The organism is Kribbella qitaiheensis, from assembly GCF_014217565.1.
GTDB classification, from domain to species: Bacteria; Actinomycetota; Actinomycetes; order Propionibacteriales; family Kribbellaceae; genus Kribbella; species Kribbella qitaiheensis_A.
Genome location: NZ_CP043661.1, coordinates 4,183,955 through 4,196,367, shown reverse-complemented (window position 1 = coordinate 4,196,367; position 12,413 = coordinate 4,183,955). Strand labels below are relative to the sequence as shown.

14 protein-coding genes and 1 riboswitch are annotated in these 12,413 nt (G+C 68.0%); of the genes, 9 read left to right on the top strand and 5 right to left on the bottom strand.

The features are described from left to right. Positions 1-26: 26 nt before the first annotated feature. Complete coding sequence (locus F1D05_RS19685) at positions 27-1,430, top strand: MFS transporter (protein WP_185441668.1); 1,404 nt, start codon at positions 27-29, stop codon at positions 1,428-1,430. A gap of 2 nt (positions 1,431-1,432) precedes the next feature. Here F1D05_RS19685 and F1D05_RS19680 read toward each other — a convergent pair whose 3' ends face one another. Next, positions 1,433-2,071: a LysE family translocator gene (locus F1D05_RS19680; RefSeq protein ID WP_185441667.1), complete on the bottom strand. Its 639-nt coding sequence runs from the start codon at positions 2,069-2,071 to the stop codon at positions 1,433-1,435. Positions 2,072-2,206: 135 nt separating this feature from the next. Then, positions 2,207-2,277, top strand: a riboswitch (adenosylcobalamin (AdoCbl) riboswitch). Positions 2,278-2,327: 50 nt separating this feature from the next. Between F1D05_RS19680 and F1D05_RS19675 the strand changes: the two genes are divergently transcribed. The 5 genes from F1D05_RS19675 (at position 2,328) to F1D05_RS19655 (ending at position 5,679) form a co-directional block, all read left to right on the top strand. After that, a complete protein-coding gene (locus F1D05_RS19675) occupies positions 2,328-2,531 on the top strand; it encodes a CbtB domain-containing protein (RefSeq protein WP_185441666.1) in 204 nt (67 codons plus the stop codon). Between the two features lie 68 nt (positions 2,532-2,599). Beyond that, a complete protein-coding gene (locus F1D05_RS19670; protein ID WP_185441665.1) occupies positions 2,600-3,367 on the top strand; it encodes a CbtA family protein in 768 nt (255 codons plus the stop codon). Beyond that, positions 3,364-3,918, top strand: coding sequence for a histidine phosphatase family protein (locus F1D05_RS19665; RefSeq protein WP_185441664.1), 555 nt, complete (start codon positions 3,364-3,366; stop codon positions 3,916-3,918). The genes F1D05_RS19670 and F1D05_RS19665 overlap by 4 nt, the downstream gene beginning before the upstream one ends. A gap of 77 nt (positions 3,919-3,995) precedes the next feature. Then, entirely contained in the window at positions 3,996-5,243 is a 1,248-nt protein-coding gene (locus F1D05_RS19660; protein WP_185441663.1) for an alpha/beta hydrolase, read from the top strand. Between the two features lie 55 nt (positions 5,244-5,298). Further along, the gene (locus F1D05_RS19655; RefSeq protein ID WP_246485776.1) at positions 5,299-5,679 is read left to right on the top strand and encodes a hypothetical protein; all 381 of its coding nucleotides are present in this window, start codon (positions 5,299-5,301) and stop codon (positions 5,677-5,679) included. A 578-nt stretch (positions 5,680-6,257) separates the two neighbouring features. Here F1D05_RS19655 and F1D05_RS19650 read toward each other — a convergent pair. The 4 genes from F1D05_RS19650 to F1D05_RS19635 are packed head-to-tail and all read right to left on the bottom strand — an operon-like array spanning position 6,258 to position 8,933. After that, positions 6,258-6,659: a VOC family protein gene (locus tag F1D05_RS19650; protein WP_185441662.1), complete on the bottom strand. Its 402-nt coding sequence runs from the start codon at positions 6,657-6,659 to the stop codon at positions 6,258-6,260. 22 nt (positions 6,660-6,681) lie between these two features. After that, on the bottom strand, positions 6,682-7,323 hold the full coding sequence (locus F1D05_RS19645) for a class I SAM-dependent methyltransferase (protein ID WP_206685763.1): 642 nt from the start codon (positions 7,321-7,323) through the stop codon (positions 6,682-6,684). Between the two features lie 48 nt (positions 7,324-7,371). Next, complete coding sequence (locus F1D05_RS19640) at positions 7,372-8,220, bottom strand: fumarylacetoacetate hydrolase family protein (RefSeq protein ID WP_185441660.1); 849 nt, start codon at positions 8,218-8,220, stop codon at positions 7,372-7,374. A 17-nt stretch (positions 8,221-8,237) separates the two neighbouring features. After that, on the bottom strand, positions 8,238-8,933 hold the full coding sequence (locus F1D05_RS19635; protein WP_246485775.1) for a GntR family transcriptional regulator: 696 nt from the start codon (positions 8,931-8,933) through the stop codon (positions 8,238-8,240). A 151-nt stretch (positions 8,934-9,084) separates the two neighbouring features. Here F1D05_RS19635 and F1D05_RS19630 point away from each other — a divergent pair, with 151 nt between their 5' ends. The 3 genes from F1D05_RS19630 to F1D05_RS19620 are packed head-to-tail and all read left to right on the top strand — an operon-like array spanning position 9,085 to position 12,401. Then, positions 9,085-10,182, top strand: coding sequence for a sugar ABC transporter substrate-binding protein (locus F1D05_RS19630; protein WP_185441659.1), 1,098 nt, complete (start codon positions 9,085-9,087; stop codon positions 10,180-10,182). 36 nt (positions 10,183-10,218) lie between these two features. Further along, complete coding sequence (locus tag F1D05_RS19625) at positions 10,219-11,319, top strand: mandelate racemase/muconate lactonizing enzyme family protein (protein WP_246485774.1); 1,101 nt, start codon at positions 10,219-10,221, stop codon at positions 11,317-11,319. After that, positions 11,316-12,401 carry an ABC transporter permease gene (locus F1D05_RS19620; protein WP_185441657.1) on the top strand — a complete coding sequence of 362 codons (1,086 nt, stop codon included), beginning with the start codon at positions 11,316-11,318 and terminating at the stop codon, positions 12,399-12,401. Before F1D05_RS19625 ends, F1D05_RS19620 begins: the two co-directional genes overlap by 4 nt. Positions 12,402-12,413 lie beyond the last annotated feature (12 nt).

Below are 12,413 nucleotides of genomic sequence, written 5' to 3'. Positions count from 1 at the left end.
GCACTTCAACGCCGAGTCTTCTCGGCATGACCGCGACAGCTGAACTCCCCGCCGACCAGCAAGAGCCCGCCATCGATCAGCGCGGCGCCGGCCGTCTGCCAGGCGTGCTTGCGCCGCAGTACCGCGCTCTCACGATCGGGATGGTCGCGCTGACCGTGCTGGTCGCGTTCGAGGCGCTCGCGGTCGCCACCGCGATGCCGACGGTGGCGCAGGCGCTGAACGGTCTGCCGCTCTACGCGCTCGCCTTCGGTGGACCGCTGGCATCCGGCGTCGTCGGCATGGTGGTCTCCGGCACCTGGAGCGATCTGAAGGGGCCGACCCGCCCGCTGTGGCACGGCACCGGCTGGTTCCTGGCCGGCCTGCTGATCGCCGGCCTCGCGCCGTCGATGGAGGTCCTCGTCATCGGCCGTTTCGTCCAGGGCTTCGGGGCAGGCCTGCTCACGGTCGCCATGTACGTCGTGGTCGGTCACCTCTACCCGGCCAGGCTCCGGCCGAAGATCTTCGCCGCTTTCGCCACTGGCTGGGTCGTGCCGTCCCTGGTCGGACCCGTCATCGCCGGGCTCATCGTGGAGCACTCGAGCTGGCGGATCGTCTTCCTCGCCGTACCGGCGATGGCGATCCCGGCGGCGCTGGTGATGCGACCGGGTCTGGCTCACGCGGGGACCGTGACCGAGCAGCGCGATCAGAGGATCTGGGGCAAGCAGGCGGTATGGGCGGTCGTCGCGGCGGTCGGTGTCGGAGTGCTCAGCTACGGCGGGCAGCAGCACGGCGTACTGCAGGTTGCGTTGCTCATAGCGGGTCTGGCCGGAGTTGTCGCGTTCGCGCCGAAGCTGTTGCCGAGTGGGACGTTCAAGCTGGCGTCGGGACTTCCTTCGGTGATCGCGCTGCGGGGTTTGGTGGCTGCGTCCGGGTTCGGTGCAGAGGTGTTCCTGCCGCTGATGCTGACCCGTGAGCGTGGACTGTCGCCGACGTACGCCGGGCTGGTTCTGACGGTGAGCGCACTCAGCTGGACCGCCGCCTCCTGGTACCGCGGACGTCCGAAGCAGCCGTTCTCGCACGCGGTCTTCCTGCAGGCCGGGATGGTCTCGATCGTGCTCGGCATCGTGACGGCGACACTGACGCTGAACCCGAACGTGCCGGTCCTGGTCGGCGTGCTCGGCTGGAGCCTCACCGGACTCGGGATGGGCACGGTGTTCCCGACCGTGTCGGTGCTGGTCCTGGAGTACTCGAGCCGCGAGGAGCAGGGCGCGAACAGCTCGGCCCTGTCACTCAGCGACTCGTTGGCCACGGCAACTGTGCTCGCCATCGGCGGCTCGGTCTTCGCCGTCATCGAGCCGCACTGGCCGATCGCGGCCTACCTGACTGCCTTCGGACTGCCGGCACTCATCGCCCTCGTCGGCGTTCTCGCTGCCCGGCGTACAGCCCGGTAGTGCTACTCCTTCGAGCCGGTGACGGCGATGCTGGCGCCCAGGCCGATGATCATCAGGCCGCCGGTGCCGCCGACCAGCTCGAGGCGGCGGGGGGAGCTGGCGAACCATTCGCGAGCGGTGCCCGCCAGCAGGGCCCACAGGCCGTCGGAGCACAGCGCGATGGTGATGAAGATCAGGCCGAGAAGCAGGATCTGAAGCGTCGCGGATCCGGCCTCCTTGTCGACGAACTGCGGCAGGACGGCGGCGAAGAAGACAGCGGTCTTGGCGTTCGTGACGCCGACCAGGAAGCCCTGCCGTAGTACGCGCCTGGCGCTGCCCGGCTTGACCTCGCCGGCCAGTGCCGCGGCGAGCGACTTGCGAGTCCGGAAGGCGTGGACGCCGAGATAGATCAGGTACGCCGCGCCGGCCAGCTTCACGATCGTCAGCACGATCGCGCTCGCGGCGATCAGGGTGCCGAGGCCGAGTGAGACGGCGACCAGCATGACGGAGGCGCCGGCGGTGTTGCCGAGCATGGTCAGCACCGCCTCACGGCGGCCGACGGCGAGCGCCCGGCCGACGATGAACAGCACGCTCGGGCCCGGCACGATGATGATGATCAGGGCGGTGATCGCGAAGGCGATCAGGTGGTGAGCTGACGGCATCTGCCAACCGTAAGCTCCGTCGCAGCACTTTGCAGCTGGGTTTCGATGGGTGGGAAACATCACCCGCCGCGCCGCGGTCCGTTGACCCTGACGGAACGCGACGGCTACGGTTCGGGGGACAACCTGCGGTGCCATGAGGGAAACCGGTGAAAGTCCGGTACGGCCGCGCCACTGTGAGCGAGCTCAGCTCGTAAGTCAGGACGCTCGGACACCAGCAGCCTTTCGAAGGGGACGCGCACTTCCCTAGGAGGTCCAGATGAACACACCTGTTTCCGCCACGTCTGTCGCCGTACCGGCTCTTTCGCCGCGTCTGCTGGCACTCGCCCTGCTGACCGTGGGCCTGGCGCTGATGCTCGCCTACCTGGTCGGCTTCGACCAGGGCGCGCTGTCCCGCTCAGGCATGTACATGCACGAGCTGATGCACGACGGCCGCCACCTGCTCGGCGTGCCCTGCCACTAGCAGTTCTGTCTAACCACCCTCAGTACGTCCTCGGCCCGGACTCGGGCCTTCGGAAAGACAGGTCTGCCATGCGTACCTTCGGATCCCTCCTGGTGCGCGGACTGATCGTCGGACTCTTCGCCGGCCTGCTGGCCGGAACCTTCGCCTACGTGACGGGCGAGCCGCGGATCGACTCCGCGATCGCGATCGAAGAGGCCAACGCGTCCGCGCACTCCCATGACACCGGCGCCGAGCACGAGCACGCGGAGGGGGAGAAGCCACTCGTCAGCCGTGACGGTCAGCGAGCCGGACTCTTCCTCGCCACCTCCCTGTACGGCGTGGCGCTCGGCGGCATCTTCGCCGTCGGCTTCACCCTGCTCCGGCGCAAGCTGCGGACCAAGAGCGACACGTACGCCGCGCTCGGCCTGGCCGCCGCGGGCTACATCGGGATCGTGCTCGTGCCGTTCTTCAAGTACCCGCCGAACCCGCCCGCGGTCGGTGATCCGGACACCATCACCAAGCGAACGGTGACGTACCTGCTCACGCTGGTGATCGGCCTGCTCGCTGTCTGGGCCGGTGTCACCGCGTCGCGGTGGGTGCAGCGGTTCGGCGAGCTGCCGTGGATCCGGCTGGCCGGCGGTGGCGTTGCGCTGGTGGCGACCGTCGTGGTGGGGTACCTGATCCTGCCCAAGATCAACGAGGTGCCCGACACCTTCCCGGCGACCTTGCTCTGGCAGTTCCGACTCGCCTCGCTGGGGACGCAGACGGTGCTGTGGACGCTGCTCGGAATCGGATACGCTGCGGCGGTCGACCGTCGTACGCCGGTAGCCGTTGACTCGAAGGTGGTCGCCGCTTGACCGCACTGACTCTGGTCGCCCACGCGCTCACTCCGGCGCTGCGAGGGCTTGTCCTCGGCGGCGCTGCCGAGCCGGATGCCGCCAGTCTCGAAGCTGCTCGCGAGCTGAAGCTGAACGCGGACGAGGTGTTCGCAGGGCCGGAACCGGCCGCGGTGAAGACCGCGGAGGCGCTCGGACTCACCCCGAAGGTCGAGGTGGCGCTGCGGGACCGCGAGTACGGCGACTGGACCGGGCGCAGCCTGGAGGAGTTGCTGACCGCGGATCCGCAGCAGGTGGGCGGCTGGCTGGAGCATCCGCACACGGCACCGCCCGGCGGCGAGAGCGCGAACGACGTGCTCATCCGGGTCGCCGACTGGCTGGGTGACTTGTCCTCGGCCTCCGAGGATGGCGCCAAGAACGTGGTCGCGGTCGTGCATCCGGCGGTGGTCCGAGCGGCGGTTCTGTACGTGCTCGAAGCGCCGGCTGAATCCCTCCGGCACGTCGACGTGCGACCGCTTTCGGTGGTCCACCTGTCCGCCCACACCGGAGCTTGGTCACTCGTCTTCGGATAATCGGGTCTTCCCGTTAGAGAGTTCCAATGTCAGACTTCGGAGACCTTTGAGTCACGGAGCGCTGACGGGGAGTCGCGATGGCGGACGAGTTCGAGCTGCTGGTCCGGCGGGTGCAGGAGCTGCCCGCCGAGGTAGCGGCGTACGAGACACGTTCGTACTTCGCTTCGCTGGCACCTGACGTCGCGCTTCGGCTCGCGGAGACGCGGCCCGACGAGGTCGGCTCGCTCGACGGCGCACCGGCCGTACTCCGGTATCGCGCGAACCACCTCCGGCTCGTCGACGCCCGCGATCGGCTGCGGGCCGCGGGGCCGGTGGGGGAGCATGAGCGCAAGCGGCTGGAGACCCTTGACGAGCTGCTGACGCCGGTCGCGAGCGCCGAGGTAGATGCTTCAGGCAACGTTGCGAAGGTGCTCCGGGACCGTCAGTTCCTCGCGATCCAGCCGGACGGGCAGGGCCGGGCGGTCGAAGTACTGGGAGATCTCGATCGGGCGCGCAACATCGCCGTCCTGGTTCCGGGGATGGGCAACAACCTCGAAACGCTGCGTGGGCAGGTGGATCGGGCCGATCTGATCCGGCATGAGGCCGGGCCCGGTACGGCCGCGGTGCTGTGGCTCGACTACGACTCGCCGCAGGGTCTGCGGGAGGCGGCGAGTAAGCGATCCGCGATTCAGGCTGGGCCGGCGCTGCGCCGATTCAATGCCGGCCTGGACACCGAGAGGTTGCCGGAGGCAAAGGTCACCTTGGTCGGGCACAGCTACGGTACAGATGTGGTCGGTCAAGGGATGATGCAGGGCGTCCGGGTGGACCGGGTGGTACTCACCGGCAGCCCCGGAATCACCAAATTCGTCAACCAGGCCTCGGATTTCGTCCCGGAGCCGACCAGACTGTACGTCGAACGCGCGCCCGGCGACTACGTGTCCTACAGCGAGTGGCACGGCCCGGACCCGGCGACCTTCCCGGACGCGATCCGGATGGCGACGAACGACGAGGCCGTCTCGGTGCATTGGCACAACGAGTACTACCGCCAGAACAGCGAGGCGCTCCGCAACATCGGCCGGGTGGTCCGCGGCGACCTGGCGCACATCACCACCACCGACACCAGCCGGTCACAGGAGTCGAAGCTGGCACTGGGAGTTTCCTGGGCCGACCCGTTCAACAGCGCCGCGGCAGCCGCCGGCAAGGTGTATGACGGAGTCGTGTCCCTGACCAAACGCTCCCACCCGAACCAGGTACGCGCGAACGCAGACGGAAGCCGCCCCGGCCGAATCCCGTCGAAGCCGGTAGGCCGCGCCCATACGCGGCGTCCAGAAAGGCCAAGCCGATGACGGCGTGTGCGTTGGGGTCGACCTCCACCGACGCACGAGCGGTGGAGCCGACGCGATGACACTGCCCGAAGCACGCGAGGTGCTCCGTACCGAACTGCTCGCAGTCGCGGCAGCCGTAGTACCGGGTCAAACTCCCGTCATCACCCACGACCCCGGCCCGATCAACCCTGGCGCCCTCTTCGACGGCCGCGGCCCGGCCACGATCTGCTCAATTACCGTCGAAACCGGTGAACCCGACGTGACTCCAGACCCAGCGGCTGCCATCACCACCGCAGCCTCCGCCCTGACCGCCCGCGGCTGGACCACCGAGATCGCCCCCCAGGAAGCCGGCCACCACCGCCTGGCAGCCACCCGCGAGGGCTACACGGTCGCCGTCCACGCCTGGCTCACCGACTGGCGCATAACCTTCACCGGCGACACCCCGTACTCCGCCTAGCCCCGCCCCATGCCACCTCCTGGTCCGCCGACCGCACCTCCAGCCAGGCAGTCGTCTCGAAACGGCTGCCGAGCCGAGGCGGGATTGGTCGGGATCAGGCGGGAATGAGCGTGGCCGGCTGGGTATTGGTCGGCTACTGGCCGACGACTGCCTTGCTGGCGGTCCGGTCCACCCCGAAATGAGCCGGGGTCGCTCTCGACGAACCCGATCACGGCCGAATCGGACCCGAATCGGCCTGCGTGGCGCCTCAGTGGAAACAAACTTGCACCTGCAGACAAAAGGTTTCCAGCTAGCGCGAAACCCACCCCACCAGCAGTTGCCCCCAGCAACAAGACCACGATCGCCTCCCCCAAGCCTTCGGCCGACTTGACCGCCCACCCCGAGCAGCGCTCACCTCCCAGGATCCAGCCAGCTAAGCCAACGACGCCCGGGCGGCTCATTCCTCTCCGCGGGAGACCGCGAAACCAGGCTCGCCTCGCCGGAGCGCCACCAACGCGGCTCGCCTCGCCGGAGCACCACCGGCCCGGCTCACCTCAGCGACCCGAGGCGGCGACGGAGGAGCCGGGGAGGGCGTAGTGCTAGCTGGTGGTGGCGCGTTCGCTGGTGCCTCGGAGGACGCAGAATTCGTTGCCTTCGGGGTCGAGCATGACAACGTAGCCGGAGCCCGCCGGCGCGTTTGGTTCGCGTTCGTCCGGGGCTCGCCAGTCGTCGTAGACGGTGGCGCCGAGGGTTAGGAGCCACTCGACTTCCTCGTCGCGGGTGGTGTTTGGTTCGAGGTCCAGGTGGAGGCGGTTCTTGACGGCCTTGGGGTCCGGGTTCTGCCAGAACAGCAGGGTCATCGAGTCGGTCGTGACCGAGACGCCCGGATCACCGGGGAAATCGTCGTCACCGAGTTTGCCGTTCAGCACCTTGGCCCACCAGGTTGCCAGCGTGTGCGGGTCCTGGGTGTCGAACGTGACTGTGCGCACTTTGGAGGTCATCTGCGGAGTCTCCTGCAAGCGGCTAGCTCTCTGCCACCGAATTGTCCGGTTTGCGGAAGAAGACGCAGGCGCCTCGTCTGGTGCTGTCCAGGTCGGTGACGAAGGTGGAGTGAGGGGTGAACCCGGCCGCCGTACCGACGGACGCGACCTGGTCGGGGGTGCGGTGGTGGACGTAGATCGACATCGGGTGACCGCCGTACGCCGAGGTCACGTGTCTGGTCTGAGTTCCTTCGTGGAAGCCGACGAGTAGCTGTCCACCTGGTCTCAGCACGCGGTGGAACTCGGCGAAGGCGGTCTCGTACGCGTTCGGCGGAAGGTGGATGCTGGACCACCAGGAGACGATGCCGCCCAGTTCGCCGTCGGGCAGGTCGAGCGCCGTCATGGAGCCGACCTCGAAGCGGAAGTCCGGGTAGTCGCGGCGGGCGACCTCGATCATTCCCGGCGACAGGTCGATGCCGAAGGCGGGCAGGCCGAGGGACTGCAGCAGCCCGGTGACGCGCCCGGGTCCACAGCCGACGTCGAGAACCGCCCCGGTCGAGCCGACCAGTGTGGCGAAGTTCGTCAGCAACGGGATCTCCCACGACCCGGCGCTGCCGACAAGTTTGGCGTAGTCGGTCGCGACGGTGTCGTAGGAAACCCGGATCTCGTCGAGGTAGGAAGTCACCTCGCAGAGGCTAGAACGGGGCACCGACAGTTTCGGCGCCCAGGCAACTCAGGCCTTGCCGAGAGCCTGCTTCTGCTTGCCGAGGCCGTCGATCTCGCACTCGACGGTGTCACCCGGCGACAGATACGGGAACCGGCCGGACAGCGCGACACCTTCCGGCGTACCGGTGTTGAGAAGGTCGCCCGGATCCAGGGTCATGTACTGCGAAAGGTCGCGGATCAGCGCCGCCACCGAGAAGACCATGTCCCGGGTGTTCGAGTCCTGCCGGACCTCGCCGTTGACCCAGGACCTGAGTCCGAGGTTCGTCGGGTCGACCTCGTCGGCCGGGATCAGGGCCGGCCCGAGCGGGTTGAAGGTCTCGCAGCACTTGCCCTTCGACCACTGGCCGCCGGACACCTCGATCTGGAAGGTCCGCTCGGAGACGTCGTTGGAGACCGTGTACCCGGCGATGCAGGCGAGTGCCTCCTCGTCGGTCTCGAGGTACCGGGCGGTCTTGCCGATCACGACCGCCAGCTCGACCTCCCAGTCGGTCTTGGTGCTGCCGCGCGGAACCAGTACTTCGTCGTACGGGCCGACGACCGTGTTCGGGTGCTTGAAGAAGACGATCGGGTGGGTGGGCGGCTCGGAGCCGGACTCGGCCGCGTGGGCCGCGTAGTTCTGGCCGATGCAGACCACCGCGGCGGGCTTCGCGATCGGGGCGCCGATCCGCAGGCCGTCGACGGAGGCCGCCGGCAGGGAGCCGGCCGCGAGCGCGGCCCGGGCCCGGGCGATCCCGTCCGAGGAGAGGAAGGCGCCGTCGATCTCGGCGGTGACGGAGCTCAGGTCGTAGACGGTGCCATCGGCGTCGCGCAGGTACGGGCGCTCCTCACCGACCGCGCCGAGGCGCAGCAGTTCCACAAAAACTCCTCAGGGATTCACTCTTGGTCGAACACGGGACGCAGTCGCGCCCGTGAGGCTTCGATGTGCGACCGCATCGTCGCGATCGCCTCTTCCGGCTCGCCCTTGCGGACCGCCGTCACAATCGTCTTGTGCTCGCGCAGCGCCTTGGTGGCGATCCCGCCGCCGTAGTACAGCCGGAACAGGTGCAGGTGGCAGTGGGTGCGCGCGAAGGACTGCCGGGCGGTGTCGTTGCCGGACAGCTCCAGCACCAGGTCGTGGAATCGCTGGTCGTGGGCGGCCATCGCCTTGTAGCTGTCGTAGTCCGGGCGGTCGGGGACGTCGGTGTAGCTGAGCATCTCGTCCTTGAGCCGGACCAGGTCCTCAGCCCCGGCTCGCTCGGCAGCCCGGCCGGCGGCCCACGGCTCGACGTGCAGCCGGTACTCGAAGAGGTCCTCGAACTCGGCCCGGGTCAGCCGGGACGACACCCGGTAGCCGCGCAGGGGTTCCTTGATCACGAGCCCGTCCGACTCCAGCCGGGCCAGTGACTCGCGGATGGGGGTCTGCGAGATCCCCAGCTCCCGGGTCAGCGCGTCGATGTTCAGCCGGGTCCCCGGCTCCACCACGCTGTCCATGATCAGGCCTTTGACGGTCTCGTAGACGTCGTCGCTCAGAACCTGGCGCTGGGGCAGGCGGCTGAGCTGGCCCGCCAGACCCACATGAGCATCTGTCACAGTCGCTCCTCCTCCCGAAGCCCTCATTCTGCCCGACTCGCAGCCGGCCGGGGGTATACACAGTCGTTGCCGGCGTAACCCTTGACGGCACCAGTGTGAAGCGGCAGCATCAGCTACGCAATATCCTATAGGATCTATGAGGAGTCGGCCCATGAGCACCCCATCTTCGCTGTATCGCAGGACCGCCGCCGGGCTGGCCCTCGTTGCGCTGGTCGCAACCGGTTGCAGTACCAAGAACACCGGTGACACCACCGGTGGAACCGCCGGTGACGACGCCTCGAGCGGTACGTCGGCGGGGCCGGTGGTGCTCAAGGACGGTTCCAAGGTGAAGCTAGCGCTGGTCCCGGGCGGCGCGCACCCCTATTTCCAGCCCTGGAAGACGACCGCCGACCAGGACAAGACCGAGTTCAAGCTGGCCGGCGCCACCTTCAACGAGACCGGCGAGTGGGATCAGGGCAAGCAGAACAACGTGCTCAACTCGCTGGCGGCCCAGGGATACAACGCGTTCGGCATCTTCGGCGTGTCGCCGACCGACATCAACTCGACCTTCGAGGACCTGAAGGCCAAGGGCTTCGTGGTCGGCTCGCTGGCGTCCTGCCCCGCTGGTGACACCAATTCGGCCGACTTCTGCCTGTCCACGGATGTCGAGGCAGCGGCGTACAAGGCGGCCAAGGCAACCATCGAGGCGATGGGCGGCGAGGGCGCGCTGGTGCACCTGACCGGCAACAACGTCGACTCCAACACCCAGCGCCGGATCGCCGGCGTCCGCAAGGCGATCGCCGAGACCGGTGGCAAGGTGACCGAGCTGGCCGTGGTCACCGACATCGACGAGGACCTGCAGACCGCGCAGAAGGCGGTCGCCGACCTGCTCGCGTCCAAGGGCAAGGACATCAAGGGGATCGTCACCACGGCGTACAACCCTGCCGTCGCCGCCGCCGACGGAGTGGCCAGCAGCAAGCTGCCGATCAAGGTGGTCGCGATCGACGACGACGCCAAGATCCTGGCCGGGATCAAGAGTGGTGGCGTGGCCGCGACCGTGGCGCAGAACCCGGTCGGTCAGGCGTACGTCGGTGGCTGGCTGCTCGCCCTGCTCGGCTCCAAGCAGTGCACGATGAAAACGCCCGGCGTGACCGTCGACTCCGGTTCCTTCATCGTCACCAAGGCCAACGTGGACAGCTACGACACCGAGCGGAAGGCGAAGACGGCGGATCTGCAGAAGGTGTTCGCCGCTCAGCTGAGCTGCCAGTAGTCCGAACCCACCGCCTTCCCGCTGATGAACGGACCGATGAGCTTGCCCAAGACCACCATCACCCGCGCCGAGGCCTTCGGAGTCGATCTGGAGGTCGAGACCGTCCGGACCGATGCGGTCCAGTCGTTCCTCAAGCAGGAAACGGTTTTCGTCGAACTGGAGACCACCGAGGGCCTGACCGGCTTCGGCTACTCGTACACGATCGGTACCGGCGGCAGTGCGGTGCTCGCGATGCTGCGCGATCACCTGCTGCCGCGGCTGGTCGGCGCGGACGCGCGCAACATCGAGGCGATCTGGTTCGACCTGTTCGCTTCGACCCGGGCGACCACGGTCGGCGCCATCACCTCGCTGGCGCTGGCCGCGGTCGACACCGCGCTGTGGGACCTGCGCTGTCTGCGAGCCGGTGAACCCTTGTGGCGGCTGGCCGGTGGCTATCGCCGGAACGTGCCGCTGTACGACACCGAGGGCGGTTGGTTGCACCTGACAACGGACCAGCTGGTGGCGGGCGCGCTCGAGTCGCAGAAAGCCGGCTGGCCAGGGGTGAAGCTGAAGGTCGGCAAATCCCGTGTCCACGAGGACGTCGAGCGGCTGTCCGCAGTACGGGACGCGGTTGGTCCGGCCCTCGACATCATGGTCGACGCGAACCAGTCGATGACGTACGCCGAGGCGAAGCGTCGCGCCCATGCCTTCGAGCCGATCGACCTGACCTGGTTCGAGGAGCCGCTGCCGGCCGATGATCTGACCGGGCACATCCGGTTGGCCGAGTCCACCTCGATCCCGATCGCGGTCGGCGAGTCGATGTACTCCATCTCGCAGTTCCGCGAGTACGTCGCCTCCGGAGCGGCCGGGATCGTCCAGGTGGACGTCGCGCGGGTCGGTGGCATCACGCCGTGGCTCAAGGTCGCGCATCTGGCGGAGACCTTCAACCTGCAGGTCTGCCCGCACTTCCTGATGGAGATCCACGTGAGCCTGACCGCCGCAGTACCGAACGGGCGGTACGTCGAGCACATCCCGCAGCTGCGCGCGATCACGCACCAGGAGATGGAGATCGTCGAGGGGCATGCGGTCGCGCCGGACGAGCCGGGACTCGGCATCGACTGGGACCGCGACGCGATCGACGACCGGCGGGTCTCGTGAGCGCACCGGTCTCGGAGACCGCGACCCAGGCGCTGCAGGAGCCGGATGCTCCGACCGAGCAGCCGCGCGGCGGCCGGACGCCGTGGTGGGCGAACCAGCGGGTCTGCCTGCTGATCCTGGTGGTCGCGCTGTCGGCGTTGTTCGGCATCCTGCGACCAGCCTTCTTCAACCAGCAGCTGGTCGTCTTCCCGCTGCTGCGTGACATCGCGATGTTCACCGTCGTGGGGCTGGCCCAGTTGTGCGTGCTCTCGATCGGCCACATGAATCTGGCGGTCGGCCGGATGGCCGCCTTCTCGATGATGATCACCGGCATCTCGTACGATCTGTGGCACTTCAGCCTGTACGCCGGGTTGCTGGTCGGCCTCGTCGCTGGAGCCGCGATCGGCGCCCTCGCGGGCTGGGTGATCGCGCGGACCGGGGTGAACTCGTTCGTCGTCACGCTGGCATTGGACTTCCTGCTGCTCGGCCTGATCCCGCTCGTCTACACGGGGCTGACCGACAACGCGGCCTTCGTCACCAAGCCGCCGGGGATGCGCGAACTGCGCAACTACTCGCTCGCGGACGTCTGCATCGGCAATGTCTGCGGTTCGCCGGCGGTCCCGCAGTTGACGATGTTCGCGGTGATCGCGATGGTCGTGGTGGGCTGGATCTACAGCCGGACCAAGCTCGGCCGTGAGTTGCTGATGACGGGGACGTCGGTGAAGGCCGCTGAGCTGTCCGGCATCCCGACCGCTCGTCGTGTCATCACAGCGCACGCGATGTCCGGCTGCCTGGCGGCTCTCGCCGGGTTCATGCTGGCCGTCAGTACCGGGTCTATCAAGGCGACCATCGGTGAGGAGTTCATGCTGCCGTCGTTCCTCGGCCCGATTCTGGGCGGAACGCTGCTGGCCGGCGGGTTCATCTCGGTCTGGGGAACACTGCTCGGGACCGCGCTGACGACGGTGATCCGCAAGGGCCTCGACCTGCTCGGCGTCGGGCTGGAGAGTCTCAACATCTACCTGGGCCTGATCCTGCTGGTCGCGTTGTCCACCGACCGGATCCGAACGGTGCTCTCCGACCGGCAGGGGGTGCGGAAACGATGAAACGCTTCGCTT

Excerpts from the sequence above, each read along its gene's own strand:
- F1D05_RS19680 (WP_185441667.1), bottom strand. The coding sequence starts at position 2,071 with ATGCCGTCAGCTCACCACCTGATCGCCTTCGCGATCACCGCCCTGATC.
- F1D05_RS19650 (WP_185441662.1), bottom strand. The coding sequence starts at position 6,659 with ATGACCTCCAAAGTGCGCACAGTCACGTTCGACACCCAGGACCCGCAC.
- F1D05_RS19675 (WP_185441666.1), top strand. The coding sequence starts at position 2,328 with ATGAACACACCTGTTTCCGCCACGTCTGTCGCCGTACCGGCTCTTTCG.
- F1D05_RS19685 (WP_185441668.1), top strand. The coding sequence starts at position 27 with ATGACCGCGACAGCTGAACTCCCCGCCGACCAGCAAGAGCCCGCCATC.
- F1D05_RS19670 (WP_185441665.1), top strand. The coding sequence starts at position 2,600 with ATGCGTACCTTCGGATCCCTCCTGGTGCGCGGACTGATCGTCGGACTC.
- F1D05_RS19625 (WP_246485774.1), top strand. The coding sequence starts at position 10,219 with ATGAGCTTGCCCAAGACCACCATCACCCGCGCCGAGGCCTTCGGAGTC.
- F1D05_RS19660 (WP_185441663.1), top strand. The coding sequence starts at position 3,996 with ATGGCGGACGAGTTCGAGCTGCTGGTCCGGCGGGTGCAGGAGCTGCCC.
- F1D05_RS19630 (WP_185441659.1), top strand. The coding sequence starts at position 9,085 with ATGAGCACCCCATCTTCGCTGTATCGCAGGACCGCCGCCGGGCTGGCC.
- F1D05_RS19655 (WP_246485776.1), top strand. The coding sequence starts at position 5,299 with ATGACACTGCCCGAAGCACGCGAGGTGCTCCGTACCGAACTGCTCGCA.